24 protein-coding genes and 1 pseudogene are annotated in these 25,874 nt (G+C 69.9%); 13 read left to right on the forward strand and 12 right to left on the reverse strand.

The features are described 5' to 3' along the window. Positions 1 to 27: 27 nt before the first annotated feature. Together FHX42_RS12425 and FHX42_RS12430 are read left to right on the forward strand one after the other, a co-directional pair. A complete protein-coding gene (locus tag FHX42_RS12425) occupies positions 28 to 324 on the forward strand; it encodes a hypothetical protein (RefSeq protein ID WP_182544435.1) in 297 nt (98 codons plus the stop codon). 51 nt (positions 325 to 375) lie between these two features. Continuing rightward, complete coding sequence (locus tag FHX42_RS12430) at positions 376 to 1,125, forward strand: alpha/beta hydrolase (protein ID WP_182544436.1); 750 nt, start codon at positions 376 to 378, stop codon at positions 1,123 to 1,125. Between the two features lie 11 nt (positions 1,126 to 1,136). On the opposite strand, the gene FHX42_RS12435 is transcribed toward FHX42_RS12430, so the two are convergent. Both FHX42_RS12435 and FHX42_RS12440 read right to left on the reverse strand, forming a co-directional pair. Beyond that, positions 1,137 to 1,475, reverse strand: a complete 339-nt coding sequence (locus FHX42_RS12435) for a type II toxin-antitoxin system PemK/MazF family toxin (RefSeq protein ID WP_182544437.1) — start codon at positions 1,473 to 1,475, stop codon at positions 1,137 to 1,139. Then, positions 1,472 to 1,729: a ribbon-helix-helix protein, CopG family gene (locus FHX42_RS12440; RefSeq protein WP_182544438.1), complete on the reverse strand. Its 258-nt coding sequence runs from the start codon at positions 1,727 to 1,729 to the stop codon at positions 1,472 to 1,474. The genes FHX42_RS12435 and FHX42_RS12440 overlap by 4 nt, the downstream gene beginning before the upstream one ends. Positions 1,730 to 1,900: 171 nt before the next feature. On the opposite strand from FHX42_RS12440, the gene argS reads away from it, so the two are divergent. The 3 genes from argS to FHX42_RS12455 all read left to right on the forward strand — a co-directional run bounded on the left by argS (position 1,901) and on the right by FHX42_RS12455 (position 7,001). Next, positions 1,901 to 3,658, forward strand: coding sequence for an arginine--tRNA ligase (gene argS, locus FHX42_RS12445; RefSeq protein ID WP_182544439.1), 1,758 nt, complete (start codon positions 1,901 to 1,903; stop codon positions 3,656 to 3,658). Positions 3,659 to 3,736: 78 nt separating this feature from the next. Beyond that, positions 3,737 to 4,549, forward strand: coding sequence for an alpha/beta fold hydrolase (locus FHX42_RS12450; protein WP_328796080.1), 813 nt, complete (start codon positions 3,737 to 3,739; stop codon positions 4,547 to 4,549). A 109-nt stretch (positions 4,550 to 4,658) separates the two neighbouring features. Continuing rightward, positions 4,659 to 7,001, forward strand: coding sequence for a M28 family peptidase (locus tag FHX42_RS12455; protein ID WP_182544440.1), 2,343 nt, complete (start codon positions 4,659 to 4,661; stop codon positions 6,999 to 7,001). A gap of 811 nt (positions 7,002 to 7,812) precedes the next feature. Here the strand turns inward: FHX42_RS12455 and FHX42_RS27980 are convergent. Further along, positions 7,813 to 8,589: pseudogene (locus FHX42_RS27980) on the reverse strand (M protein); the annotation flags it as partial. A gap of 143 nt (positions 8,590 to 8,732) precedes the next feature. Further along, positions 8,733 to 9,173 (reverse strand): methylmalonyl-CoA epimerase, encoded by a 441-nt coding sequence (gene mce / locus FHX42_RS12465; RefSeq protein ID WP_182544442.1) that lies wholly within the window; start codon positions 9,171 to 9,173, stop codon positions 8,733 to 8,735. A 141-nt stretch (positions 9,174 to 9,314) separates the two neighbouring features. On the opposite strand from mce, the gene FHX42_RS12470 reads away from it, so the two are divergent. Together FHX42_RS12470 and FHX42_RS12475 are read left to right on the forward strand one after the other, a co-directional pair. Continuing rightward, a complete protein-coding gene (locus FHX42_RS12470) occupies positions 9,315 to 10,502 on the forward strand; it encodes an acetyl-CoA C-acetyltransferase (RefSeq protein ID WP_182544443.1) in 1,188 nt (395 codons plus the stop codon). Positions 10,503 to 10,675: 173 nt separating this feature from the next. Next, positions 10,676 to 11,431: a hypothetical protein gene (locus FHX42_RS12475; protein ID WP_182544444.1), complete on the forward strand. Its 756-nt coding sequence runs from the start codon at positions 10,676 to 10,678 to the stop codon at positions 11,429 to 11,431. Here the strand turns inward: FHX42_RS12475 and FHX42_RS12480 are convergent. From FHX42_RS12480 to FHX42_RS12490, 3 genes are all read right to left on the reverse strand, one after another. Continuing rightward, positions 11,428 to 12,768 (reverse strand): DNA polymerase IV, encoded by a 1,341-nt coding sequence (locus FHX42_RS12480; RefSeq protein ID WP_182544445.1) that lies wholly within the window; start codon positions 12,766 to 12,768, stop codon positions 11,428 to 11,430. The two genes, FHX42_RS12475 and FHX42_RS12480, sit on opposite strands and share 4 nt — an antisense overlap. 50 nt (positions 12,769 to 12,818) lie before the next feature. Further along, entirely contained in the window at positions 12,819 to 13,238 is a 420-nt protein-coding gene (locus FHX42_RS12485) for a TipAS antibiotic-recognition domain-containing protein (protein ID WP_182544446.1), read from the reverse strand. Positions 13,239 to 13,431: 193 nt separating this feature from the next. Continuing rightward, entirely contained in the window at positions 13,432 to 13,617 is a 186-nt protein-coding gene (locus FHX42_RS12490; RefSeq protein ID WP_182544447.1) for a hypothetical protein, read from the reverse strand. 75 nt (positions 13,618 to 13,692) lie between these two features. Here FHX42_RS12490 and FHX42_RS12495 point away from each other — a divergent pair, with 75 nt between their 5' ends. Beyond that, a complete protein-coding gene (locus FHX42_RS12495) occupies positions 13,693 to 14,052 on the forward strand; it encodes a DUF3817 domain-containing protein (protein ID WP_182544448.1) in 360 nt (119 codons plus the stop codon). A 280-nt stretch (positions 14,053 to 14,332) separates the two neighbouring features. Here FHX42_RS12495 and FHX42_RS12500 read toward each other — a convergent pair whose 3' ends face one another. Continuing rightward, positions 14,333 to 14,833 carry a MarR family winged helix-turn-helix transcriptional regulator gene (locus FHX42_RS12500; RefSeq protein ID WP_182544449.1) on the reverse strand — a complete coding sequence of 167 codons (501 nt, stop codon included), beginning with the start codon at positions 14,831 to 14,833 and terminating at the stop codon, positions 14,333 to 14,335. Between the two features lie 142 nt (positions 14,834 to 14,975). Between FHX42_RS12500 and FHX42_RS12505 the strand changes: the two genes are divergently transcribed. Then, positions 14,976 to 15,278, forward strand: coding sequence for an MTH1187 family thiamine-binding protein (locus FHX42_RS12505; RefSeq protein WP_182544450.1), 303 nt, complete (start codon positions 14,976 to 14,978; stop codon positions 15,276 to 15,278). Between the two features lie 67 nt (positions 15,279 to 15,345). Here the strand turns inward: FHX42_RS12505 and FHX42_RS12510 are convergent, their stop codons facing one another. Further along, the gene (locus tag FHX42_RS12510) at positions 15,346 to 15,633 is read right to left on the reverse strand and encodes a hypothetical protein (RefSeq protein ID WP_328796081.1); all 288 of its coding nucleotides are present in this window, start codon (positions 15,631 to 15,633) and stop codon (positions 15,346 to 15,348) included. Between the two features lie 313 nt (positions 15,634 to 15,946). On the opposite strand from FHX42_RS12510, the gene FHX42_RS12515 reads away from it, so the two are divergent. Then, complete coding sequence (locus tag FHX42_RS12515; protein ID WP_407926232.1) at positions 15,947 to 16,909, forward strand: tetratricopeptide repeat protein; 963 nt, start codon at positions 15,947 to 15,949, stop codon at positions 16,907 to 16,909. Between the two features lie 260 nt (positions 16,910 to 17,169). Here FHX42_RS12515 and FHX42_RS12520 read toward each other — a convergent pair whose 3' ends face one another. Together FHX42_RS12520 and FHX42_RS12525 are read right to left on the reverse strand one after the other, a co-directional pair. After that, the gene (locus tag FHX42_RS12520) at positions 17,170 to 18,579 is read right to left on the reverse strand and encodes a neutral zinc metallopeptidase (protein ID WP_235987278.1); all 1,410 of its coding nucleotides are present in this window, start codon (positions 18,577 to 18,579) and stop codon (positions 17,170 to 17,172) included. Between the two features lie 190 nt (positions 18,580 to 18,769). Further along, positions 18,770 to 20,092, reverse strand: a complete 1,323-nt coding sequence (locus FHX42_RS12525; RefSeq protein WP_182544452.1) for a neutral zinc metallopeptidase — start codon at positions 20,090 to 20,092, stop codon at positions 18,770 to 18,772. 64 nt (positions 20,093 to 20,156) lie between these two features. Here FHX42_RS12525 and glgP point away from each other — a divergent pair, with 64 nt between their 5' ends. Continuing rightward, a complete protein-coding gene (gene glgP / locus FHX42_RS12530) occupies positions 20,157 to 22,709 on the forward strand; it encodes an alpha-glucan family phosphorylase (protein WP_182544453.1) in 2,553 nt (850 codons plus the stop codon). Positions 22,710 to 22,755: 46 nt separating this feature from the next. Here the strand turns inward: glgP and FHX42_RS12535 are convergent, their stop codons facing one another. Beyond that, the gene (locus FHX42_RS12535) at positions 22,756 to 23,919 is read right to left on the reverse strand and encodes a hypothetical protein (protein WP_328796082.1); all 1,164 of its coding nucleotides are present in this window, start codon (positions 23,917 to 23,919) and stop codon (positions 22,756 to 22,758) included. Positions 23,920 to 24,143: 224 nt separating this feature from the next. On the opposite strand from FHX42_RS12535, the gene FHX42_RS12540 reads away from it, so the two are divergent. Further along, positions 24,144 to 24,911 (forward strand): ABC transporter ATP-binding protein, encoded by a 768-nt coding sequence (locus FHX42_RS12540; RefSeq protein WP_182544817.1) that lies wholly within the window; start codon positions 24,144 to 24,146, stop codon positions 24,909 to 24,911. Positions 24,912 to 24,986: 75 nt separating this feature from the next. Next, on the forward strand, positions 24,987 to 25,769 hold the full coding sequence (locus FHX42_RS12545; RefSeq protein ID WP_182544454.1) for an enoyl-CoA hydratase/isomerase family protein: 783 nt from the start codon (positions 24,987 to 24,989) through the stop codon (positions 25,767 to 25,769). Positions 25,770 to 25,874: the final 105 nt, after the last annotated feature.

Raw genomic sequence — 25,874 nt, forward strand, 5'->3', positions numbered from 1 at the left:
CGTCCGGGAACGGTTAACGTGGTCGGCGTGCCTCGCCGCAACCGCCCCCGCAGCCCCGGACGTGCCGATACGAGCGCCCCGCGTCTGGGCGCGGGTCTCGGCTGGTCGCGGACGGAGGCCGGTCCCGACGGCGACTGGTTGGTGCGCACGATTCCCGCGGCCCAGGCCACGAAGCTCTACCGCTGCCCCGGCTGCGACCACGAGATCCGTCCCGGTGTCTCCCACGTCGTGGCCTGGCCCGCCGACGAGCACGGCAGCGTCGAGGAACGTCGGCACTGGCACACCGGCTGCTGGCGGAGTGGCTACGGGCGCAGGCGGTGGTGAAGCCGAGGTGCCACGGCGTCGTGCTCACCCGTTCGTGGCAGGATCGAGGCGATGAGCACCGAAATCCGCGCGAACACCTTGCTGCCGGGACGACGTGAGCAGATCACGCTGCACACCGCCGACGGGTTGGAACTGATCGGCGAGTTGTCCCTGCCGCAGGACCGCGAGCCCCGGGCCACGCTCGTGTGCCTGCACCCGCTGCCCACCCACGGCGGGATGATGGACTCCCACCTGTACCGCAAGGCCGCCTTCCGGCTACCCGCGCTGGCCGACCTCGCGGTGCTGAGGTTCAACACGCGCGGTACCGCCAGCGAGGCCGGTCGCAGCGGGGGAGAGTTCGACGCCGGCTCGGCGGAGCGGTTCGACGTCGCGGCTGCCCTGGAGTACGCGGAGTTCCACGACCTGCCGAACGTGTGGCTGGTCGGCTGGTCGTTCGGCACCGACCTGACGCTGGTCCACGGTCTGGATCCGCTGGTGCGGGGAGCGGTGCTGATCTCTCCGCCGCTGCGGTGGAGCACCGACGAGCACCTGCGGGCGTGGGGTGACTCGGGCAAGCCGGTGCACGCCTTCGTGCCGGAGTTCGACGACTACCTGCGCCCGGACGAGGCGCGGCGGCGGTTCGCCGCGATCCCGCAGGCCGAGGTCACCGGTTTCTCCGACACCAAGCACCTGTGGGTCGGCAAGGCCGAGACCGCGCTCGACGCGCTGGTCGGGGTCGTCGCCCCCGACGTCCCCACGCCGCTGCCGCGCACCTGGGAGGGCCCGGCCGAGACCCGTCAGGTCACCATCGTGGACTCCTGAGGCGCGTCGACTCAGCAGCGGTCGTCGTCGAGGTCGAGGTAGTCGCGGAGGGCTTCGGCGACACGGTGGAGCTCCTCGGGAGCGAGTCGTCCACGGTGGCGGCGGAGCTTGCCCTTGGGAACCGTGTGCAGTCCGGTGGCATCGACCCAGGAGCGGTCGCGGCCGGTCAGTCCGGCCTCGTCCCCGAGTTCGACGTGAGTCGAAGCGGGCCCCTCGGTGCCGGTGACCTCGGCGATGGTGATCGCCCCGAGGCGGTTGATGAGCACATTGGTGGTCAGTACCACGCAGGGCCGGGCGCCGATCAGTTGCGGAAACACCACGTCCCAGACATCTCCACGGAACACGTTCACTCGGCCGTGCTGTCGTGGGCGGTCTGGGCAGCGATCAGATCGCCGATCTCGGCGAGCTCACCGGTCGGTGCTGTGGCGTCGGTGCCGTAGAAGGCGTCGTAATCCTGAGCCAACGCGGCGCGCCGGGCCCGGCGGTGTAGTAGTCGCAGCCCTTCCCGGACGGCTTCCGAACGGCTGGACAACCCCGGCAGTTCCGCGTCGTCGTCCAGTCGATGTGCATCGGGTTCGGGAACCCGAGCTTGTACCAGTGTCATACGACCTGTCATATAATCGAAAATGCACAGTATCGCGCCTTGATCGGTACTCGCCGGCGTGCGTTTCGCACCCGACCTGCCACCCATCAAGCCTGATCCGGCCTCTCGGCCTGCTCACGCCTGCCCAGCGGGAACCTGGAACAATGTCGCTCGACAAGGAGGGCACAATCAGTGAGTAACCAGGTTCTGCCGTTGCTCGGCCGGATCGCCGACACCGTCTCTCGGGCCATCGCCGAGGTCCGCCCCGAGCTGGCCGGATCGGACCCGGTCGTCCGCCGATCCGATCACGCCGACTTCCAGTCGAACGCGGCCCTGGCCCTGGCCAAGAGCGCCCGGACCAAGCCCCCGGAACTCGCCGAGGCCCTCACCACCGCCCTCGACGTGGACGGCCTCATCGCCCGCGTCGAACGCTCCGGCCCCGGATTCCTCAACATCACCTTGCCCGACCGGGTGATCTGGAACCAGCTCTCCGCTCGGTTGACCGACCCTCGCCTGGGGGTGAGCGCGCGCGACGAGGGGCAACGGGTCGTCATCGACTACTCCGCGCCCAACGTCGCCAAGGAGATGCACGTCGGCCACCTGCGCACGACGATCATCGGCGACAGCCTCGCACGCGTGCTGGGATTCCTCGGCGCCGATGTGATCCGGCGGAATCACCTCGGCGACTGGGGCACCCAGTTCGGGATGCTGATCCAGTACCTCGACGAGCATCCCGAGGTCGCTTGGCACCACGACGAACTGGATCCGGGCACCTCGGCCGTGTCGGCGCTGGACGAGCTGTACAGGACCGCCCGAGCGGCCTTCGAAGCCGACCCCGAGTTCGCCGACCGCTCTCGGCAGCGCGTCGTGGCCCTGCAGTCCGGCGATCCCTCCACCATCGCCCGCTGGAAGGACATCGTCGCCGAGTCCGAGAAGTCCTTCCACGACATCTACGACCGGCTCGGCGTGCTGCTCACCTCCGACGACTCGGCCGGGGAATCCACCTACAACGATCTCCTCGACGACGTCGTCACCGAACTCACCGACCGGGGGCTCGCGGTCGACAGCGACGGTGCGCTGGTGGTGCTGTCCGAGGAGGTCACCGGACCCGACGACACCCCCGTTCCGCTGATGGTGCGCAAGCGGGACGGTGGCTACGGCTACGACACCACCGACCTGGCCACGATCCGCCACCGCATCCGTGACCTCGCGGCCACCCGGCTGCTGTACGTCACCGACGCGCGCCAGTCCCTGCACTTCCAGATGATCTTCGAGGCGGCGCGTCGCGCCGGTTGGCTCACCGACGACGTCGAAGCGGCACACGTTCCTTACGGAACGGTTCTCGGCACGGACGGGCGCCCCTTCAAGACCCGCTCGGGCGGAACCGTGCGACTGATGGATCTGCTGGACGACGCCGTCGCCCGCGCCCACACCGTCGTCGCCGACAAGAACTCGGAGCTGCCCGCGGCCGAGCTGGACCGGATCGCCGAACAAGCCGGTATCGGCGCGGTCAAGTACGCCGACCTGTCCTCCTCGCGGGTCAAGGACTACGTCTTCGACATCGACCGCATGGTCTCCTTCACCGGCAACACCGGTGTCTATCTCCAGTACGCCCACGCCCGCATCCGCTCGATCCTGCGCAAAGCCGGGGATCCCGACGTCTCCATCGACCCGGGCACCGAGCTGCAACCGGCCGAGCGCGCGCTGGCTCTGGAACTCGACGCCTACGGCACGGCGCTGACCGAGGTCAGCGACAACCTGGAACCGCACAAGTTGTGCGGGTACCTCTACGACCTCGCTCGTGACTTCACCAGCTTCTACGAAGCCTGCCCGGTCATCAACGCAGAGGAACCTCTCCGGGACAACCGCCTCGCCCTGTGCCGACTCACCGCACGCACCCTTCGGCACGGACTCGATCTCCTCGGCATCAGCGCTCCCGAAAGCATGTGACCGCGCTCGTCGTTCGGTCTCCGCGCACGACCACGCGGCCGTTGTGCGACAACTGATCGGCTGCGGCACGATGGGGGCGTGCACTACATCGACTCGGGAGCGGGTCCGCCGCTGATGCTGCTGCACGCGTTCCCCGTGGACGCGCGCATGTGGAACGGCACGCGCGGGCTGCTCGAACAGCAGGTCAGGGTGATCACTCCGGACCAGCGCGGGCTCGGGCAGAGCCCCTTGGGCGAGCCCGTGGCGACGTCCATGCCCGAGCGAGAGGAGAGCCGCTTCACCGAGCCCCCCGGCGTGGACGCGGTGGCCGCCGACGTGATCGCCCTGCTGGATCACCTGGATGTTCCGGACGTGGTCCTGGGCGGCTGCTCGATGGGCGGTTACGTGGCCATGGCCGTGCTGCGCGCCGCACCGGAGCGCGTCAGGGGACTGGTGCTCGCCGACACCAAGGCCGCCGCCGACGACGAGGAGCAGCGCGCCACACGGCTGGAAGCCGCCGCGCGGGCCGAGCGAGACGGCACAGCCGGGTGGCTCGCCGAGAACAGCGTGTCGGGCGCACTCGGCACGACCACCCGCACCGAGCGTCCCGAAACCGTCGCCCACGTGCGCGAGCTGATCGAGGAACAGCCCGCCGAGGGAGTGGCCTGGGCGCAGCGGGCGATGGCGGCTCGCCCGGACAGCGCGGAAACGCTGCGCGCCTTCACCGGTCCCGCGCTGGTCGTCGTGGGTTCGGAGGACACCCTCACCCCGCCGGACGCCGCCAAGGGCACGGCGGCGCTCCTGCCGAACGCGGAACTGACCACCCTGCCCGGAGCGGGACACCTGTCCGCGACGGAGACGCCCGAGGCCTTCTCCCGCGAGGTGCTGGCGTGGTGGGACCGGAGCGGCTGACGCGGTGCTCGAGCGCGTGATCCCTCGGGCGGCGCTCCGGTCACCGAGCGGCGAGAACTCCTCGTGCAAGCGGTGTTCCCGTCCGGCCGCGTGTGGCTAGAGTCGGTTCATGAGCACCTCGACGGACGTGGCCGGGGTCGATCGCCCCAGCTGGTCCCGGTGGCTGTCGAGCATCGGACTCGCCTGCGTGCTGCTGATCGGGGTGCTCGCCGCGCTCGAACGTCGCCCGGTGGCGCCACGGTCGGCGGACGCCCCGGCTTCGGAGTTCAGCGCCGAGCGCGCGATGGACCACATCGGACGGATCGCCGACGCCCCGCGACCGCTGGGTTCGGCCGCGCACGCCGAGACGCGGGAATACCTGCTCGACCGACTCGATTCGTGGGGCTGGAACACCGGGGTCCGGCGGGGTGTCGGAGCCACACCTGCCGCGGAGTCCCCCACGCGGCAGCTCGCCGCTGTCTCCAACGTCGTCGCCACGATGCCCGGAACCGACCCGACCGGCACGGTGGTGCTCGCGGCTCACTACGACTCGGTGCCCGGTTCTCCGGGAGCGGCCGACGACGGCATCGGCGTGGGCACGCTGCTGGAGACGGCGCGGGCGCTGAGTGCCGGAGACGCCGAACCGCGCAACACCGTCACGATCCTGCTCACCGATGCCGAGGAACTCGGGCTGCTCGGGGCCGAGGCGTTCGTACGGGACCGTGCCGCCGCTCTCGGGGCCACCGTGTTGCTCAACCACGAGGCGCGCGGGAACGAGGGTGTTCCGATGACCTTCCGCACGACCTCACCCAACGGCGCGTTGATGGAGGTGCTCTCCCACGCGCCCGGAGTCGTGGCGAACTCCGCGTTCGAGGCCGCCTTCGAAGCGCTGCCCAACGACACCGACGTCACCCGCTTCGCCGCGGGCGGCCTGCACTCCTACGACACGGCCATCACGGGCGGCGGTGCTTATTACCACACTCCTCTCGACACCCCGGAACGTCTGAGCAGGGCTTCGCTGCGGCAGATGGGACGGGCGAGCCTGGCGATGACACGCGTTCTCGCCGGCGAGGACCTGGCGACGGTGCCCGAGAGCGGCGCGGATCTCGTGATCACCACGCCCTGGGGACCGATCCGGTATCCCCGGGCTGTTGGGGGGCCGTTGGCCTGGGCGACGCTCGTGCTGGCCGGGGCCGTGACGGCGTTGTCGCGGCGCCGTCGCACCCTCACGCTGCCGCGCACCGTGGCCTCGGTCGGGGTCGCGGTCGTCGCACTGGCCGCTTCCGGGGCAGCGGCGTTCGCGGTGTGGCAGGTGGCGCTGGCCGTCGATCCGGGTCAGGCCTCGGTGGAGGTCGGGGCTCCCTACCGGCCCGAGCCGTACCGGATCGCGATGCTGCTGGCGGGCCTCGGCGTGACGGTCGGGAGCCACGCGCTGCTGCGTCGCGGACTCGGTTCCGCGGCGCTGGCCACGGGCGGACTGCTCGCGCTCTCGCTTCTCGGCGTGCTGGCGACGCTGACGATGCCCGGTGCCTCGTCGCTGCTGGCGCCGCCCGTGCTGCCCGTGGTCACCGGTGCTCTGGTCACCGCGCTGATGCCCCGTCGGTGGAGAACCGCGCAGATCGTCGTGACCCTGCTCGCCCTGGTACCGGCCGCGCTCCTGCTCGGTCCGAACGTGCTCAGCGCTTTCGACGTCGGTCTGGCGATGGGTGGGACTTTCGGCACGCTGTTGCTCGCGATCTTCGCGTGGCTGGCGCTACCTGTGATCGAGAACGTCCGGTCCGGCTCCGACAGCCCGCGCCCGCGCACTTCCCGGCGCATCGTGGCGGTCCCCGCGCTGGGGATCGTGCTCGTCACCGCGGTCACGGCGACCGGCCTGGTCGCCAACCGCGCCGCAGCGACCCCGCCCCGCCAGGAGCGGATCCTCTACTCCGTCGACGCCGACACCGGCAGGGCCCACTGGGCCTCACCGAGCGCACCGGACACGGCCTGGAGCCGGTCCCTGCTGACGGAACGACCGGCCGTGCTCGACGAGGCCTTCCCCCGGTTGGACGGGGAGCGGCTCGCGCACGGTCCCGCGCCGGTGGCGAAGTTGCCCGCGCCCGAACTCGACGTCGTCACCGACCGCAGGCGCGACGACGGAACCCGGGAGCTCACTCTTCGGCTGTCCTCGAAGCGCGGCGTCTCCGGGCTCGGACTGTGGATCGACGCCGATCAAGCGGCGGTGCGCGCCGCGACGGTGGCGGGCCGGAGGCTGGTGGTCGACGGGGCGGGGCAGGACTTCGGATTCGTCTTCGACGGTGCCCCCGGGGAAGGCGTCGATGTGCGGCTGGTCCTCGACCAGCACCGCGACACCCTTCCCGTGCGCATCGACGATCGCGGTCACGACCTGCGGAAGGTGCCCGACTTCACCCCGCCGGCCGACCGCGTGCTGGTGGAACCGGTGGTGACGGTCACCCGGACACGGACGCTGTAGCTCGGTGCCCGGGGGTCGCGCGAAACTACCCGGTGGTGACGCTGCTTCCGGTCGGACCACCGGACTCGGCGGTGTCCCCGTCGGGTCCGGGAACGGGCAGCTTGATGCGGCGTGTCGGCGGGTCCAGCGAGTCGGAGGTCCGCCCGGTGTCCCGGCGGATCTTCTCGGTCGGTTCCTCGGCGTTGTTCGCGGACTCGTCCCGCTCGGGGGAGCTGTCGGCCTTCCCCCGCTCGGAGGAGCCCACCGCCTCGCTCCCCTCGGGGGATTTCCCGGCTTCGTCCCGTTCGGGGGGACCCGTCGCCTCGTCCTGCCCGGAGGAGCTCTCGGTCTCGTCCGGAGCGTCCCCGTCGGAGCCAGGCACGTCCAAAGCGGTTTCGGCGTCCCTGCGCGCCTGCTCGCGGGCCTCGTCAGCGGCCTCGCGGAGCTTGTCCTCCTCCGCGTCCTGCTGGTCGAGTCGTTCCAGCAGTGGAGTGGTCTGCCCCAGCAGTTCGGCGGCATCGCGCAACTTCGCGGCCACCGTGTCCCTGAGCTCGGCCAGCGCGGTGACCTGCTCGTCGGCCCGTTCGAGGCGGCGTGCGCATTCCCGGCTCGTCTCACCGATCCGTCGTTCGGCGTCGGCGCGGGCCTCCTCCCGTTGCCGATTGCCCTCCCGGGTGGCCTCCTGCACCAGGCGCGTCGCCTCGTCGGTGGCCTCGCGGACCATCTCGCGGGACTTCTCGGTGGCCTCGTCGACCAGCCGCTCGGCTTCGGCCTTGCTCGCCGCTTCGCGCCGCTCGGCGGTCTCCGTGCTCTCCCGGTGCAGTCGCTCCGACTCCTGGGTGGCCTCCTCGACCAGGCGGTTCGCCTCGTCGGTGGCTTCGCGGACCCGCCGGTGCGCCTCGTTGGTGCCTTCGCGCAGCCGCCGGTTGGACTCCTCGGTGGCCTCGCGGACCCGCCGCTCGGCTTCGGCCTTGCTCGTGGCCTCCTGCTCGGTGAGCGTGCGCATCGACTCGCTGCGCCGGGCCGCCATCGCGATCTCGAAGTCCTCTTCGACCTGGGCGCGGCGTGCTTCCGACTCCTCGTCGGCGTGCTTGCGGTTCTCCTCGGCCTCACGGGTGATGCGCTCGGCCTCGGCCTTGGCCGAGTCCATGAGTGAGCGGTGCTCGGTCTCCATCTCGCTGCGCCGGGTGTCCAGCTCGGCGATCAGCGTCTCGTAGCGCGCCCGGAGCTGGTTGGCCTCGGCCTCGGCCTGCGAGCGAGTCTCGGCGGCGTCGTTCTCGGCCTTGCTCCGGATCTCGGAAGCCTCGTCCTGAGCCAGCCGCAGCATGCGCTGCAGCCGCTCGCTGAGACCCTCCAGCGTGGTCGGCGGCTTGGACAGGCGTTCGACCTGGCCGCGCAGGTCCTCGACTTCCGAGCGAGCCGATTCGAGCTGTTTGGACAGGTCGGCCGCCTGGGAGACTGCGGCGTCGCGGTCCGAGGTGAGGAGACTCAAGTCGGCGTCGACGCGTTCGAGGTGTTCGTCGACCTGGGCGCGGTCGTAACCACCCTTTCGAACGACATCGAAGCCTGATCCCAGGGGCAGCAGGTCACGGTCGTCGGCAAGGCCCATACCTCAACGCTACCTGCTCTCGGGCTTCTTCGTGGTGGGTGTGGGCAGGAAGCCCCGAATTTCACGGACGAAGATGACGACGACGGATCTCGAGCGGACTCGAAAGTGAACCCACGATCGGGGGACAGCGCCGCCCGCGGAGGTCACTGTGCGGGTTGGACCAGTTCGACGAGGACACCTCCGGCGTCCTTGGGGTGCACGAAGTTGATGCGACTGTCGGCGGTGCCGCGCCGGGGCGCGTCGTAGAGTAGCCTCATCCCTCGGTCGCGCAGCGCAGCGCAGGCCGCGTCGACGTCGGTGACGCGAAGCGCCAGCTGTTGCAGTCCCGGGCCGTTGCGGTCCAGGAACTTGGCTATGGCCGAGTCCGCCCGCAACGGAGCCAGCAACTGGATCCGTGTGGCTCCGGTGCTGTCACCGGGGGCGGCCAGCATCGCTTCGCGGACCCCCTGGTCCTCGTTCTCCTCGCGGTGGGTGAGTTCGAGACCGAAGGTGTCCCGCTGGAAGTCGATCGCGGTGTCGAGATCGGCCACCGCGATGCCGACGTGGTCCACGCCGCTGAGCAACTCACCGAGTTCCTGTCGCATGGCGTGCACCCTAACTCCGGCGCGCCCGGGTCGTGTCCGCTCGGTTCGTGTGGTGCGTCACAGCCGGCCGCGGGTGTGGTCTCCGACGTGGCGGGCGGTCATCATGGGGGACGACGTCGAAGGCATCGCCGGGAGGTAGCCGTGGAAAGTTCCGTGATCGTGGCGGGGGCGCGCACGCCCATGGGCCGGTTGCTCGGTTCGCTGAAGGACTTCTCCGGGGCCCAGCTCGGCGGGGTCGCCATCGAGGCGGCACTGCGGCGTGCCGGTGTCGAGGCCGACCAGGTCGAGTACACGATCATGGGGCAGGTGCTGACGGCCGGTGCGGGCCAGATCCCCGCACGCCAGGCCGCCGTCGCCGCCGGTGTCCCGATGGAGGTCCCGGCGCTGACCGTCAACAAGGTGTGCCTGTCCGGGCTGGACGCGATCGCCCTCGCCGACCAGCAGATTCGTGCCGGCGAGTTCGACGTCGTCGTGGCCGGTGGTCAGGAGTCGATGACCCGGGCCCCGCACCTGCTGGGCAACTCCCGGGAGGGCTTCAAGTACGGCGACGTGCAGATGCTCGACCACATGGCCCACGACGGCCTGTTCTGCGCCTTCGACCAGGTCGCCATGGGGGCGGCCACCGAGAAGTACAACAGTCGGCACGGCCTCACCCGCGACGAGCAGGACGCCTTCGCCGCCCGGTCGCACCAGCGTGCCGCCGCGGCGTCCTCCGGCGGGGTCTTCGCGGAGGAGATCGCGCCGGTCACGGTGCCGCAGCGCAGGGGTGACCCCTTGGTGGTCGACTCCGACGAGGGCATTCGGGGCGACACGACCGCGGAGGGACTGGGCAAGCTGCGCCCGGCCTTCGCCGCCGACGGCACCATCACGGCGGGGTCTGCCTCGCAGATCTCCGACGGTGCCTCCGCCGTGGTGGTGATGAGCAGGAGCCGCGCCGAGAGCCTGGGACTGAGCTGGCTCGCCGAGATCGGACCGCACGGTGTCGTGGCCGGCCCCGACGCGAGCCTGCACGAGCAGCCGTCGAACGCCGTCAAGGCCGCCTGCGCCAGGGACCGCAGCGAGCCGGGCGAGCTGGACCTCGTAGAGATCAACGAGGCGTTCGCCGCGGTCGGCATCGTCTCCGCCCGTGAGCTCGACATCGGCGAGGACCGGGTCAACGTCAACGGCGGTGCGATCGCGTTGGGGCACCCGATCGGCATGTCCGGAGCGCGGTTGGCCCTGCACCTGTCGCTGGAGTTGAAGCGCCGCGGTGGTGGCACTGGTGCGGCGGCGCTGTGCGGCGGAGGCGGACAGGGGGACGCCCTGATCCTGCGCGTGCCCGAGAACTGACGATGGCCGGGGCGCCCGGGGCGTCGTGAGAGCACTTGTTCGTGCGCCCCGCGCTTCCGGGCTTCGCACCGTGGTCGGAGGTGCCGGGAGACCCCGAGATCCTCTCGGGACTCACACGCCACGTGAACCACTCCGGCGAGATCGTGCTGCTTCGTACGGCTATCCTGAGAGTCATGAAGTGGCTGCCGGGTGGATGGCAACGGGCCGATCAGGCCGAGCGGGAACGGGCGACGACACCCCATCGGGACGGCTCGACGCGACGGGTGGACATCCAGCGCGGAGCGACGCGGCACCCGGCGGAGGAAACCCGGGTCAACCCCACCGCGACGCGCGACAGCGCACCCCCGGGCGGTCCGTCGATCCTGGGGCGGGACGCCCGGGACATCGACATCAGCGCCACTGCCTTTCGGAATCTGATCATCGGTGGGGGTATCAGCGGTTTTCTCACCGTCGTGTGCGCGGCGGCGCTCTCCGGCAGTGGTAGCGGCTTCTGGCTGTGGCTGTGGCAGCTGTTGTTCGGCGTGATCTTCCTGTGGTTCCTGATCTCCTCGCGCGGGGTGCTCAGCAGCAGGGGCTTCCTGGTCGACCGGGGTGGCCTGTACGCCCGGACGCGGGGTGAGGTCTTCGGCATAACCTGGCGGGAGATCGGTGCCGTGGGCGTCGGCTCGCTGCCGTGGATTCAGAACAAGCGCCCGACGCACCCGGAACGGCGGCAGGCGCTCGAGATCTACCCCGCCGACGCGGACTTTCCCGAACGTCATCCCGAGCTCGAGCGCTGGCGAGTCGAGGAGACCGCACCGATGCCCGGACTACCCGGCGTCCGCTACCGTTTCCACCTTCCGCCGCTGAGCCGACTGCCGCACCGCATGGAGCAGGCGGTCCAGTCCGTCGCCCCCCGCAAATGGGTGGGCCAGTACCGGCGCCACTAGGTTCCCGACTCGACGGCAGGTGTCGTTCCCAGGCTGTCCAGCGGATCGGCCCGGCTCAGCGACGGATCGTTCACGTCGAAGGTGCGCGCCGGGCCGCGGCCGGTGGTGGCGGTCTCGAACCGAACGGTGACCCGGCCGTGACCGGCCCCCTGCACCCAACCGTGCCCCAGCTCGAGGTGATCGACGTCGTCACCTGCTCGCCACGGCGGTTCCGGCTGTTCACCGGGTGACTCGATCTCCTCCGAAGGCTCCTCGGCGGGTCGTTGCTCGTCGGCGGGACTGCCGAACAGGGACACCTGTTCGAAAGTGGCCAGCCCCGAGTACGAGACGCCGACCAGCCGGACCGGCGTGCCGGGAGGCACCGTCGTCGAGGTGAGCCGACGTGCCGCCGCGGTCAGGGCGCCCGGTTCGCTGGTGGCCATCGGCAACGTCTCGGAGCGGCTGATCGTGGTGAACGCGGAATCGCGGACCTTGACTGTCACGGTGCGAGCGGCGCGTCGTGAGCTCACCAGTCGGCGGTGGGCCGCCTCGGCCATCGAGGCGACCTCGGAGGCCAACCGCACCGGGTCGGTGATGTCGGTGTCGAAGGTGGTCTCCGCGCTGACCTGCTTGGCCTGTCCCCGCTCCGCCACGGGCCGGTCGTCGATGCCCCGGGCGAGCCGGTGCAGCTCCTCGCCGTGCGCTTGACCGAGCAGTGAGACGATGTCGCCGAGATGCAGCGCGGCGAGCTCGTCGACGGTGTTCACGCCGATGCGGTGCAGCTTCGATTCGGCGATCGGTCCGATGCCCCAGAGCTTGCGCACCGGCAGCTCCGCCAGCAGCTCCGGTTCCCGCTCGGGAGCCACGATCATCGTTCCGTTCGGTTTGGCCAGCTCCGAGGCGATCTTGGCGAGCTGTTTGCCGGAGCCGGCGCCGATCGAGGCGTTCACCCCGACCTCCCGGCGCACCCGGGCACGCAGTCGCGAGGCGAACTCGTGCACGGTTTCGGCGTCGGATCCCGCCAACTCGTCCGGTTCCAGGAACGCCTCGTCGATCGAGACCCGTTCCATGCGGTCCGAGACCTCGCCCATGATCTCGAAGACCTGGCTGCTCAGCGACCGGTACAGCCGGAAGCGGGGTGGTAGTACCACGGCCACCGGGCAGCGACGCCGTGCCTCGGACATCGGCATCGCCGAGCGCGTTCCGTACTCCCGCGCCTGGTAGCTGGCCCCGGCCACCGTGCCACGCGGACCGGGGCCGCCCACGAGCACCGCTCGATCACGCAGCGTCGGGCGGGTGAACTGTTCCACGGAGGCGAAGAACGCGTCCATGTCCAAGTGCACGACCCACCGGTTCATGACCCCCATTGAACGCGAGAGGCCCGACACCGCACGCCCCCGCGCCCACCTCAGTTCAGGAAGGACCAGGCATAGGCGGTCATCGCGTCCCGCAAGTAGGTGGCGAGTCCCGCGGGTTTCTTGCGCTCGATGCGCTTGCGGAACTTGGGCTGGTTCACGTACATCTGCCCCAGCCGGATGTAAGAGTCCCGATCAGGAACCCAGAAGTGACAGATCCATCTGTAGTGCTCGTGGATGACTTCCTGGGTGCGGGGGTCGTTGTCGGTGACTCCGGTGCTGAACAGGTGGGCGAGTCGCTCGCTGATCCACTGCCAGTCCTGCCCGACCGCCCCGGCGTCGTCACCGTGGTTCGGCTGCTGAGGAAACTCGATCCGGTCGGTCTTGTCGGAGTCGGTGTCACCGATCAGCGCGGTGCCGTCCCACGCGGCCTCGTCCTGGTTCAGGTGGGCGTTGCCCTCCACCGGCTGCACGGGGCCCCTTCCTGCTGCGGCGCGGGACGGACTTCGCACGTCTGGTGGTCGTCGGAGTGCGTCAGTCCACCGCGGTTGTCACCTGTCCCGGGGACCGTAACCGAGAGTGGACGAACGTGGTGGCTGTTCACCGACATCCGTGATCCCGGCGTGACAACCACCGGCCGTGGCGGTGGACGGACGCCGCGCTCCGTCAGCGTTCGTCCTGATCAGCGTCCTCGCCCGGGCTTTCCCGCTCCGCTTTCGCGGGAGCCGAGAGAAACACCACGCCCCGATCGAGATCGAGCGGACCGCCGGGATCGTGCTCGCGCCCGGGGGAGCCCTGGTCCCCCTCGTGCTTGAGCTTGCGACCGGGGAAGAGCTCACCGTAAGCACCCATGGGACCACGGTAACCGGGTTCACGGGTGGTATCGGTGCTCACGGCCGCGATTTCCGCGGGCGATACGGTGTCGGCGTGCTGCGTACGTATGTCGGATGGTTCCGTTTCGTCGCCATTGCCGAGGCCGTCTCGTGGGCCGGCCTGCTGGTGGCGATGATGTTCAAGTACGGCTTGGGTGAGCCGCTCGGAGTCACGATCTTCGGGTGGGTTCACGGTGCGGTGTTCACCGGTTACGTGATCACCAGCTTGCTGGTCTCCAGTCCGCTGAGGTGGCGTTTCCTGGTGTTGGTGCTGGCGTTGGCGGCTTCCGTCCCGCCGTTCGGTTCGATCGCGTTCGAACGGTGGGCGCTCAGGCGCGGATGGCTGGAGATGCCCGAGGAGCCGGGACCGAACCTGTGGAACAGGGTCACCTGGACCCTGCGCGAGCTCAACTAGAGAGAGGCCACGAATTGGTTGGCGCAGTGGGTCGGGTGGAGGAACCTCAGCCGGGGCCGCGCTGTGGGATCCGGGACGTCGAGTAGGTACTGCGCCCACCCGTAACCCGACCACCGCTCCTCATGGAGGCGCCGCGCGCCGCAGCACCTCCAGCAGCTGTCCTCGCGAGGCCCGCGCCTGAGAACCCCGGCGGGTCGGCCTGCGTGCTTGGGGAGAAAGCGGCTACGCCGCTTGTCTGACGATCGTGTACCAAGTAGGCGAGCTTCCCCGGCGAATCCACTTAGAAGTCGCCGGCGGAGTGGCGGACCTTGCCCAGCAGCTCCGTGAGCTGCTGTTTCTGCCGCTCGGTCACACCGCTCAGTCCGAAGTCGATCCGATCGACCGCTTCGGTGGCCTGCTTCATCAGATCGCGCCCGCTGTCGGTGATCTCGACCAGCGTGGTGCGGCGGTCGGTGGGATGCGGCAGGCGCTGCACCAGCTTGTCGTGCTCCAGCCGGTCGACGATGTTGGTGACGCTGGTGGGGTGCAGCTGTAGGCGGTCTCCCATGACTCTCATGGGCAGACTCCCGTGCTGGGAGAAGGTGAGCAGCACGAGCGCCTCGTACCGCGCGAAGGTCAGGTTGTGGGGCCGGAGTGCGGAGTCCACCGCTGATTGCAGAATCTGCTGCACCCGCATCACACTGGTCACCGCGGCCATGGTCGTCGACGGGCCGACTCGTTCCGACCAGAGCTCTGCCGCGCGGGCGATGGGGTCGAAGGGCAGCGGTTGGCGGGTGCTCATGGTGTTCGACGCTAGCAGCGCCCCACCACACGGTGGGGGAGCGTGGCCCCGCACGTGTGCGCGGCGCCGATCTCGGTGACACTGCGGGGTGGCCGGCGTTGATCGCGGGCCGAACCAGCCGTAGTAGGAGGAGGAGGTCGACGTGCTGCTGGCATTCAGTGTGGCGCCTGCGGGAGAGGGCGACTCGACAGGAGTGAGCGAGGCCGTGGCGGCGGCTGTGCGGGTCGTCCGCGAGTCGGGACTGCCGCACGAGACCACCGCCATGTTCACCACGGTGGAGGGCGAGTGGGACGAAGTCATGGAGGTCGTCAGGAAGGCCACCGACGTCGTGGCCGCGCAGTCGTCGCGCACCAGCCTGGTGATCAAGGCCGACATCCGGCCCGGCCACACCAACCAGCTCGAGGAGAAGGTGCGTCGGGTCGAGGAGCGGCTGGAGCAGGAGTAGGACCGAGGAGTGACGGAACGGGTGGTACCGGCCCCGAGCCGGTACCACCCGTGAGCGTCGCTTCGGATCAGCCCTCGGCCTGGTGGAGGTTGGCGGAGCTGACGGACTTGGGGTGATCCACGATCGGGGCGTTGACGCACTTGCTGGTCTGCGGCGAGCCGATCGGGACGACGACCCCCACGACGGCACCGACGTTGTTGCCGCACAGCTGGATCGGAACGGCACTGATGTTGTTGTCGTCGAGGACGTTCACGCCGTCGTTGTCCGCGGTGTCGGCGAACGCGGTGGAGCCCATGGTCACGATGCCGAGGGCGGTGGCGCCGGCCGCACCGGCCACACGGGTTGCAATACGCACTGTTTTCGTACCTCTCGTCGAACTTCGGGCGGGGAGGTACCCCACATCGGAGTCCCCCACGGATTCGCGATCGGGGCGTGCCCCTGCTTCGCGGATCCGTTGGATACTTCGACGTCTGGTGTGGACAACCTGAGAGATTTCGATCAAAGCCACCTGATCGAGTGATTTAGCTTCATCCGTCAGTGATGGTCTCCGTGTTTTGATCGCGTGGGGTGATGGATGAGTCACCCGGTTGTGCGAAGCAGTGCTCGGCGACAGCGGAAGGGGCGTGCCCGGACACCGCGCGTGCCGCGTGTCGTGTCACGATGGAGGCGTGACACGGCCCGATCCACGCCAGAACGCAGCCGAGTCCGCCGCCATGGCGGGTGCGGTGGACCTGTCGGCACTCAAGAACAAGACGACGGAGTCGTCCCGCGGCGCTTCCACCCAGCGGGGTTCCGCACAGGGGGGAGCAGCCCAGGCGAACGCGGGAGGTTCCTGGGTCGTCGACGTTACCGAGTCCACGTTCCAGTCCGAGGTCGTCGAGCGGTCCATGCAGGTCCCCGTGGTGGTGGACCTGTGGGCGGACTGGTGCGAACCGTGCAAGCAGCTCTCGCCCGCGCTGGAACGTCTGGCCGCGGAAGGGGGCGGCAGCTGGGTCCTCGCCAAGATCGACGTGGAGGCCAACCAGCGCATCGCCCAGTTGTTCGGCGTGCAGTCGATTCCGACGGTGATCGCCGTCGCCGGCGGGCAGCCGGTGGAGGCGTTCGCCGGTGCCCAGCCCGAGGCGCAGATCCGGGAATGGATCACCTCCGTGCTGGACGCCCAGCGCGATCAGTTGCCCGGCATCCGGGCCGCGGAGGAGTCGGCCGGTGCTTCCGAGGAGGAGGACCCGCGCTTCACCGCTGCCGAGGACGCGCTGGAGCGTGGTGACTACGCCGAGGCCGCATCCGCCTACCAGCGAATCCTCGATGCCGAGCCCGACAACGAGCAGGCGAGGGCCGCGCTGACGCAGGTCCGCTTCACCGAGCGAGCCGAGAACGCCGATCCGACGGCGATCGAGCGGGCCGAGGCCGCCCCCGAGGATCCCGACGCCCAGATCGCGGCGGCCGACGCCGAGGTCGCCGCCCAGCGGGTGCAGGCGGCCTTCGACCGGCTGATCGGCACGGTCAAGCGCACATCGGGCGAGGACCGGGACAGCGTCCGCCGCCACCTGATCGAGATGTTCGAGCTCTTCCCCGAGGGGGACGAGAGGGTGGCGACGGCACGACGCTCCCTCGCCAGCGCCCTGTTCTGAATCGGAGTCCCATCGGGAAGGCTCGCTCGGCGGTTCCTGTGGCGGAACCTCGGACGGGGCCTCGCTGGGGGATCCCCGACATCAGGTAGGTCTCTACACCACGTCGGGGTGTCCTCGCGGGGCCCGCGCCTGAGAACCCGCGGCTGGCTTGCGTGCGATGGGTCGTGCTGGGAAAGCGGCTGGCGCCGCTTGCTGAAATGAGTCGCGAGGTTTCGCGGGTGGGCGCGGTGAGGCACCCACGCAAGCCGTGCCGTGCCTCCTCATTTCCCGTACTTGGTGGTGCAGGGGGACATCCCCTGTTGGAAACCGACGCGGAAGGCCTCGACCCGTGCGAACCCGGCGGGTACCTGGTCCCCGTCGACATCGGCCGCGATCAGACTGTCATCGCCCAACAGCGCCGCCGTTCCCTCGTCGATGTCGCCGGGAGCGATGCGCAGCTTGCCGACGGGATTGCGCTGCCCGATCGGGTCCTCGACCAGCAGTCCGCTCCACGAGCCCACCAGGCAGGCGGTGCGCAGACCGGCGGCCTTGCCGTCGAGGGGGAGACCGGCCGCTTTCTGCACCGACAGCGCGTAGCGCGAGGCGACCTGGGCGTAGGCGGCGAAGTCGCCGTAGCCCGAGTTCCGCTTGTCCGTGCTCGGCGGTTGGGCCACCCGGCGCAGGGCCGGGACGTCCAGCGAGACCGTGTTGGTCTCCGGGCAGTACGACGCCGGTGAGGTGGTTTCCCCGCCGCCACACGGCGACCGGGACGTGGTGATCTCGGGTGGTGCGGCGCCGGTGTCACCGAAGACCTCGCGCAAACTCCGCTCGACCGCCGTCGCGCTGTCGCGGTTGATCGGCAGGTCGGTTTCCTGGGAGTCCTTCCAGAACCGGAACTGGGTGGTGCGCCGCTTGATCGACTCGGTGGTCATCTCGGCGCATCTCCGCGGTCCGTCGTCGAACCCGTGCTGAAAGGCCGAGATCCGGTCGAAGGAGCTGCCGTGCGCGTTCTCGCCCGTGAACCCGGTCTTTCCGGGGGTGTCGCGGATGTAGTTGAGCACTCCCATGGCCTTGTTCAGGCCGGGGCCGGTGGAGATCCGGAAGTGCTTGGCCGCGCCCTCGGCGACGTGCCGGAAGAAGGCTCCGGTGAAGCAGTCCGCCTTTTGCTCGAGCACGATCGTGGGGACGCCCTCGGTGCCGTCGTTCGCCCGTTGCTGCACCGCGTGTCCCATTTCGTGGGCCAGCACGGTTACCACCGCCATCGGCCCGAAACTGTTGTCGAGCTTGGGGAGTAGCCGGGCACGGTCCCAGGAGACGGAGTCGTCGAGCGGGCAGTAGAAGGCGTTGACGGCCCCGGAGGTGCTTTGCCCGCACAGCTGCATCCCCGGAGCGGTGGAATCGTAGGAGACAAACCGCTTGACCGGGGTGAACTTCTTTCCGAAAGCGGTGGGGAAGGCCTGCTTCCAGTAGGTCTGGATATCGGCGACGGCGTTGGCGGCGAGGGTGTCCATCTCCCCGCCGTCGGTGTTTTCCACCGGGATCGTGGCGTCGGGGACCCCGGGCTTCGGCCCGCTCGGTCCGTCGGTGACGGGCAACCCGGCCACGGTGGTGGTCGGTACGGTGTCCGCCGTCGTGGGGATGCCCCCGATCGTCCGTGAACAACCACCCACCACGGTCGCACAGACCGCCATCACGATCGCCGTCGTGGCGAGGCGCTTTCGTCGGCGCGTCGTCGAGCTACGTGCCACTGCCGTGCCCTCTCGGATCGTCGGAATCCGGTGCGGATCTCTCGAACGACCGGAGCCTATCGGCCCGCGTTCGGTAATTCGTCGGTGATCCACGGTGTTCATCCTTTTGGGTTCACTCTTCCAACTAGCCCGGTCAGCTACCGCAGGCCTGCGCGCCGTCGCGCATACCCGTGCGGAAGGCGGCGATCCGGTCGAACCCGGTGAGCGCGTCCGAATCCCGGGCGCGCTCGATCGCGAGCACGGCGGTGACGGCTTCGTCCAGACCGCTGACCGTGAGCGGGCCGGTGGGCGGAACCACGCGTTCGGACCCCGGCTCGACCAGGGCTCCGGTGTAGGCGCCGACGAGGCAGGCGGTGCTCCGGTCCGCGGCCGGACCCGTGGTGGGCAGTCCCAGGGCGGGGAGGGCGGCGCGGGCGTAGCCGGCCGCCAGCAGTGTCACGCTCGCCTGGTCACCGATGGTGTGGTTGAGCTCGGAGAGGTCGTCCCGGTCGACCAGGACGGTGTTCGACGGCGCGCAGTGGATCACCGCCGCTCGGCGTCGAGCGCACTCGGAGGTGGCACCGAAGCGATGCACCTCCGGCGCTTTCCACCGGCCTGCCGGGGCGAGTTCCGCGAAGTACGCCCGAAGGGCCGCGCCGGAACGCAGCACCTGCTCCACCGGCTGGTTGCTCTGCTCGGCGTCCGGACTCGAGATCGGCCGCTGCCGGTTTTCGACGATCTTCCCCGTGCAGTGCGGCGGGCCGTGCCGATAGCCGTGCTGGAAGGCCGACACCCGGTCGAGGGCGCTGCCGTGCGCGTCGACGTCGTTCCGGCCGGAGCTCGCGAAGCCACGGAAGTTGATCAGAGCGCGCAGGGCCCCGTCGAGCTGCCCCTCCTCGAGGCGCAGGTGCTTGGAGTGGCCGTCGACGACCCACCGCGTGTAGGACCCCGCGTAGCAGTCGGCGACGGCTTCCGAGCGTGCCGGAGAACCGGAGTCGGTGCCCGCGCGTTGCTGCGCCGCGTGGCCGATCTCGTGCGCCAGCACCACGGCGACGGCGACCTTGCCGTAGTGCTCCCGGAGCACGGGGAGCAGCGCCGCGCGGTCCCAGGCGATGGCATCCACCGTGGCGCAGTAGAAGGCATTGCCCTCGATGTCGGAGACCTCGGCGGTACACGGGGGTGGTTCGTCGTCCGGGGCGGAGGTGTCCACGGAGAAGAACCCGCCGTCGAGCGGGCGCCACGGTCGGTCGAAGTGGCGGGGGAACTCCGCCGACCAGTAGTCCCGAACGTCGGTGACGACGGTGGCCGCCAGCGTGTCCGCCGAACCACCATCGGTACCGTGCACGAAGGAGGGAGCCACCTCCCGAACCACCACGTCCGTGGGGCGTGGGCTGCCCGGGATCGTCGAACATCCCGCCACCACCAGGGCGAGCAGCACGACCACGACGGTTGCCGGGAGCTCTCGTCGTGCACGCACTCGACCACCGTCGCACGGGTACGGGGGTGGCTCGCAGGCCGGCAACAGATAAGGTCATCCACTCGTGAGAGCCGTGCACCGCTTCAACGTTCGCGCCCACCTGCCCGAGCCGCTGGCCGCGCTCGGTACTTTGGCGACCAACCTGCGCTGGAGCTGGCACCCGCCGACCCAGGACCTGTTCGCCTCGGTGGACCCGGAAGTGTGGTCGGCGGTGGGGGGCGACCCGCTGCGGTTGCTGGCCGAGGTGCCCGCCGATCGGTTGGAACGACTCGCGCGCGACGAGGAGTTCCTGGCCCGCGCCCGGGCGGTCGACGACGACTTGCGCCGCTACCTGACAGTGCCGCGCTGGTACCAACAACGCCGTGACGAGGGCACCGCGCTGCCGTCGTCCGTCGCCTACTTCTCGATGGAGTTCGGGCTGACCGAGGCGTTGCCGAACTACTCCGGCGGTCTCGGCGTCCTGGCGGGGGACCATCTCAAGTCGGCCTCCGACCTGGGGCTGCCGCTGATCGGGGTGGGCCTGCTGTACCGCTCGGGTTACTTCAGGCAGGGCCTGTCGACCGAGGGGTGGCAGCAGGAGCAGTACCCGGTGTTCGACCCGCGCGGGCTGCCCCTGGAGTTGCTGACCGACGACGCCGACGAGCCGGTGCTGGTGCGGGTCGCGATGCCGGTGGGGCGCACCCTGCACGCGCGGATCTGGAAGGCCCAGGTCGGCCGCGTTCCGCTGCTGTTGCTGGACACCGACCTGCCGGACAACGACGAGGAACTGCGCGGGATCACCGATCGGCTCTACGGAGGTGATTCCGACCATCGGATCCGGCAGGAGATCCTGGCCGGTATCGGCGGTGTCCGCGCCGTCCGCGCCTACTGCCTGCTCACCGGCACCACGCCCCCCGAGGTCTTTCACACCAATGAGGGGCACGCGGGGTTCCTCGGGCTGGAGCGCATCCGGGAACTCCTGGACGAGCCGGGACTGCGGTTCGACCAGGCCCTGGCCGCTGTCCGCGCCGGGACGGTGTTCACCACGCACACACCGGTGCGCGCGGGCATCGACCGGTTCCCCGCCAATCTGGTCAGGCACTACTTCGGTGACGGCTCGGAGCAGTCGCTGCTGCCGGGCGTGCCGACCGACCGGGTGCTGGAGCTGGGGTCGGAGGAGAACTCCGGCATGTTCAACATGGCCCACATGGGTCTGCGGCTGGCCCAGCGTGCCAACGGGGTCTCCCAGCTGCACGGCGAGGTCAGCCGCAAGATGTTCAACGGGTTGTGGCCGGGCTTCGGCACAGGCGAGATCCCGATCTCCTCGGTGACCAACGGGGTGCACGGGCCGACCTGGTCGGCCCGCGATCTCGGCAAGTTGCTCGACGAGTCCGATATGGACAGCGGTGCCGGATTGCGGGGCGTGGAGCCGGTCAGCGACTCGCTGCTGTGGGAGCTGCGGTACTCGTTGCGGCAGCGGTTGGTGGAGGAGGTGCGGCGCAGGCTGCGTCAGGCCTGGTTGCAGCGGGGTGCCTCCGAACTGGAGCTCGGCTGGTGCGACTCGGTGTTCGATCCGGGAGTGCTGACCATCGGCTTCGCCCGCCGGGTGCCGACCTACAAGCGACTCACCCTGATGCTGCGTGATCCCGAGCGGCTGCGTGAGCTGCTGCTGGACCCCGATCACCCCGTTCAGGTGGTCGTCTCCGGCAAGTCGCATCCCGCCGACGAGGGCGGTAAGGCGATGATCCAACGGATCGTGCGCTTCGCCGATGATCCCGAGGTGCGGCACAGGATCGTGTTCCTGCCGGACTACGACATGTCGTTGGCCCGGTACCTGTACGCGGGCTGTGACGTGTGGCTGAACAATCCGCTGCGTCCACTGGAGGCCTGCGGGACCTCGGGGATGAAGGCGGCGCTCAACGGCGGCCTGAACCTGTCGACCAGGGACGGCTGGTGGGACGAGATGTACGACGGCTACAACGGCTGGGCCATCCCCACCGCCGACGGCGTCACCGACGTGAACCGGCGCGACGACCTGGAGGCCACCGCGCTCTACGAGTTGCTGTCGAACCAGGTGGCGCCGATGTTCTACCAGCGCGACGGCGACGGCGTCCCCGGGCGGTGGATGTCGATGGTGCGCCACACGTTGTCCACGCTCGGGCCGCGCGTGCAGTCCTCGCGGATGGTGCGGGAGTACGTCGACCGGTACTACTCGCCCGCCATCCACTCCGTGCGGGCGGCCACGGCCGACCAGTACCGGGGAGCCAAGGAGATCGCGGAGTACCGGGCCAGGTTGGCCGCGGTCTGGAGCTCGGTGACGGTCACCCACACCGAGATGTCCGTGGAGGACACGAGCACTCCGCTGCTGGGCGGGCGGGTGACCGTGCGAGCACGGGTCGACCTGGCCGGGCTCGACGACTCCGAGGTCGGTGTCGAGGTGGTCGTGGGACGCGTCGACGACTCCGATGAGCTCAGCGACTTCGTCACCGCCGCCATGACCCTCGACGACGAGGGCTGGTACGAGACCACGGTGACCCTGCCGCACACCGGCCCGGCCGGCTACACCGTCCGCGTGCTGCCCGACCACCCGCTGCTGTCCGAACCCGCCGAGCTCGGCCGCGTGATCCTCGCCGCCTGAGGGGGTCGTGCGGTTTCGCGCGAAACCCGGATGGTCGTCGTCCCGTTCACGCCACGGACAGTCGGGTGCGCAGCGCGCGGACTCGGGGCCACCACGCGGCGGCTTCCTCGGCCTCGGCCAGTGCTCGGTGGGCGGCGGCGTTGTCGTGCCGGGCCATGTGGGCGCGGGCGAGGGTGACGAGATCGTCGGCCCGCGAGAGCGGTGAGGTGGCGTGCTCCGCCCCCAGCTTCGCCCGCCGCACCGCCTCGTCGGCGTCGCCCTCGACGAGAGCCAGCAAGCCGTGGACGCCGTTGAGCTGGAATTCCGGGAACCCCAGCGCGGAAGCGTCGTGCAGCGCCTTCTTGGCCACGGGCAGTGCTTCGTCCCCGGGGAGCTGCTCGGCCTCCACCGCCGAAAAGGCCAGCCCGGCCAGTCCCGCCAGGTTGTAGGACAGCTCCCGCGCCGGTAGGTCGGCGGCCGAGATGTGGCTCAGCAGCAGCGCGACCGCTTCGCCGTAGTCTCCCCGGGCCTCGTGGAGGCTCACCCGGCAGGACACCGTCGTGTTCAGGTCGGGGTGTTCGTCGGTGAGCTCGTCGACACGCGACTGGGCCCGTTCGAGATCACCGGCCTGGAGTGCTTCGTGGGCGCGGGCGGCCGAAGCACCGGCGCGGAACTCCGCGCGTCTCGACTCGGCCATGCTGGGCAGCCCGAACAGCAACCATCCGGTCGAGGTCGTCAGCGGCGCCCGTCTCGGCCACAGCTTGTACAGCATGAACGGTGTCGCGGCGATCGCGAAGCCGCGCCCGAACGGTCCGTCGGCCAACAGCCAGCCGGTCGCGACCGTGCCCAGTCCGGCCGGTGCCGAAAGGACGCCGGCCAGCCAGCAGCGCAGTATGACCGGTTTGCGCCACGGGCCGATCTCCGAAGCCAGCACCACGGGCAACAGTCGGAGGGTGACGGTCACGTGACCGAGCCGCCACGAGGCGACCTGACGCAGCGCCCCGACCACGACGTGGCGGACCCGCAGCCCGAAGGACACCGCTCCGGCGAGCAGCCCGAGCTGGGTGCTCGCGGGCAGCAGGATCGCCCCCGTCAGCGCGCCGAGCACCGCGGCCCCGAAACCACCGGCCCCGGCGCCCGCCGTCGCTTCGACGACGCCGACCACTGTCAGGGCGGCCACGGAGACCAGGACCCACGTTCGGGTGAAGAAGCGCAGTGCTCGCACGAGCACGGGAGCTTACCGGTGAGGACGAACAGTGGTGGACGAATCCGTCGAAGTTCCCGTCCTTCGTCCGGTGCGCCCGGCGCGTGAACGGTCACGGCGCTCCCGGTGGCACGTCCCCGTGCGTCGACCGCGACAATGGGTTCTGAGAGGGGAGCCGCCGTGGGAGATCGGCGGTCGATAATACGGCCTGTCACGGCTGGGAGGTAGACGTGGAGGACCTGGTCATCCGGATGGATGGCGTCAGTGTCCGGCGGGCGGCGACCACGCTGCTGTCCGACCTGGACTGGTCGGTCGAGCTGGACGAGCGCTGGGTGGTGCTCGGCCCCAACGGCGCGGGCAAGACGACCCTGTTGAAACTGGCCGGTGCCGAACTCCATCCGACGACCGGCACCGTCGACGTGCTGGACGAACGAATGGGTCGTACCAACGTCTTCGAGCTGCGCCCTCGCATCGGGCTGTGCTCGACCGCCGTGACCGGGCGCGTCCCCGGCGACGAGCTCGTCCGCGACGTCGTGGTCAGCGCGGGGTACTCGGTGCTCGGCCGCTGGCGCGAAGAGTACGAGAGCATGGACACCGACCGGGCGACGGAGCTGCTGGAGGCGATGGGTGTCGGGCACCTGGCCGACCGCACGTTCGCCACGCTGTCCGAAGGGGAGCGCAAACGCACCGTCCTGGCCAGGGCGATGATGACCGACCCCGAGCTGCTGCTGCTCGACGAACCGGCCGCGGGGCTGGACCTGGGTGGCCGGGAGGACCTGGTCTCCCGCCTGTCGACGCTGGCCCTGGATCCGGACGCCCCGGCGATGACGCTGGTTACCCACCACGTCGAGGAGATACCTCCCGGATTCACCCACGCACTGCTGTTGCGGGAGGGCGGCGTGGTCGCCCGGGGGATGCTCGACGACGTGCTCACCGAGGACAACCTGTCGAAGACCTTCGACCAGGACCTGGTGCTCCAGCGCAGTGGTGATCGGTACTTCGCCCGGCGTCGTGTGTGAGACCGGCAACACTGACGGAGTCCACCGGGGGCGGTAGCCTCCCGCCCACCGGCAGTTCGACGAGGAGGTTGTGGCGTGGGTGAGTTCGTCAGGCTCGAGGTGGACGGTGGTGTCGGTACCATCCGACTGGACCGTCCTCCCATGAATGCCCTGAACCAGCAGGTCGAACAGGAGATTCGAGCCACGGCCAACGAGGCCGCCGAGCGCTCCGACGTGTACGCGGTGATCGTCTACGGTGGTGAGAAGGTCTTCGCCGCCGGGGCCGACATCAAGGAGATGGCCGAGAAGTCCTCCACGGAGATGTCGGCCAAGGAGCGCGAGGGGCTGTCCGCGGCGCTGAGCGCGGTGGCCGCGATCGGCAAGCCGACCGTGGCGGCGCTGACGGGATACGCGCTCGGCGGTGGTTTCGAGCTGGCTCTGAGCTGCGACCGGCGTGTGGCCGGTGACAACGTCAAGGTCGGGCAGCCGGAGATCCTGCTCGGCGTCATCCCCGGCGCGGGCGGTACGCAGCGGCTGGCGCGACTGGTCGGGCCGAGCAAGGCCAAGGACATCATCTACACCGGCCGCTTCGTCAAGACCGACGAAGCCCTGTCGCTGGGGATGATCGACGAGGTCGTGCCCGCCGACGACGTCTACGCCGCGGCACGCCGCTGGGCGGAGCAGTTCGTGGGTGGACCGGTGCACGCCCTGGCCGCGGCCAAGGCCGCCATCGACGAGGGCGTCGAAGTCGACCTCAACCACGGCCTGCGGATCGAGACCCACCTGTTCACCTCGTTGTTCGGCACCGAGGACCAGAAGATCGGGATGCGCTCGTTCATCGAGCACGGACCGGGCAAGGCCGAGTTCACCGGTCGGTGATCCGGGCACGTGCGCGGGGCGGGCGGTTTCGACGAAAACCGCCCGCCCCGCGTGCGTTCGGCCCCGCCACGCTGGGCCGGTCTCGTCCGGAAGGTCGGACGGGAG

This window comes from Halosaccharopolyspora lacisalsi, from assembly GCF_014137975.1.
Lineage (GTDB): Bacteria > Actinomycetota > Actinomycetes > Mycobacteriales > Pseudonocardiaceae > Halosaccharopolyspora > Halosaccharopolyspora lacisalsi.

Excerpts from the sequence above, each read along its gene's own strand:
- FHX42_RS12490 (WP_182544447.1), bottom strand. The coding sequence starts at position 13,617 with ATGGGTGCTTACGGTGAGCTCTTCCCCGGTCGCAAGCTCAAGCACGAG.
- FHX42_RS12540 (WP_182544817.1), top strand. The coding sequence starts at position 24,144 with ATGGATGGCGTCAGTGTCCGGCGGGCGGCGACCACGCTGCTGTCCGAC.
- FHX42_RS12520 (WP_235987278.1), bottom strand. The coding sequence starts at position 18,579 with ATGGCGGTCTGTGCGACCGTGGTGGGTGGTTGTTCACGGACGATCGGG.
- FHX42_RS12500 (WP_182544449.1), bottom strand. The coding sequence starts at position 14,833 with ATGAGCACCCGCCAACCGCTGCCCTTCGACCCCATCGCCCGCGCGGCA.
- FHX42_RS12430 (WP_182544436.1), top strand. The coding sequence starts at position 376 with ATGAGCACCGAAATCCGCGCGAACACCTTGCTGCCGGGACGACGTGAG.
- FHX42_RS12475 (WP_182544444.1), top strand. The coding sequence starts at position 10,676 with ATGAAGTGGCTGCCGGGTGGATGGCAACGGGCCGATCAGGCCGAGCGG.
- FHX42_RS12455 (WP_182544440.1), top strand. The coding sequence starts at position 4,659 with ATGAGCACCTCGACGGACGTGGCCGGGGTCGATCGCCCCAGCTGGTCC.
- FHX42_RS12480 (WP_182544445.1), bottom strand. The coding sequence starts at position 12,768 with ATGAACCGGTGGGTCGTGCACTTGGACATGGACGCGTTCTTCGCCTCC.
- FHX42_RS12440 (WP_182544438.1), bottom strand. The coding sequence starts at position 1,729 with ATGACACTGGTACAAGCTCGGGTTCCCGAACCCGATGCACATCGACTG.
- mce (WP_182544442.1), bottom strand. The coding sequence starts at position 9,173 with ATGCGACAGGAACTCGGTGAGTTGCTCAGCGGCGTGGACCACGTCGGC.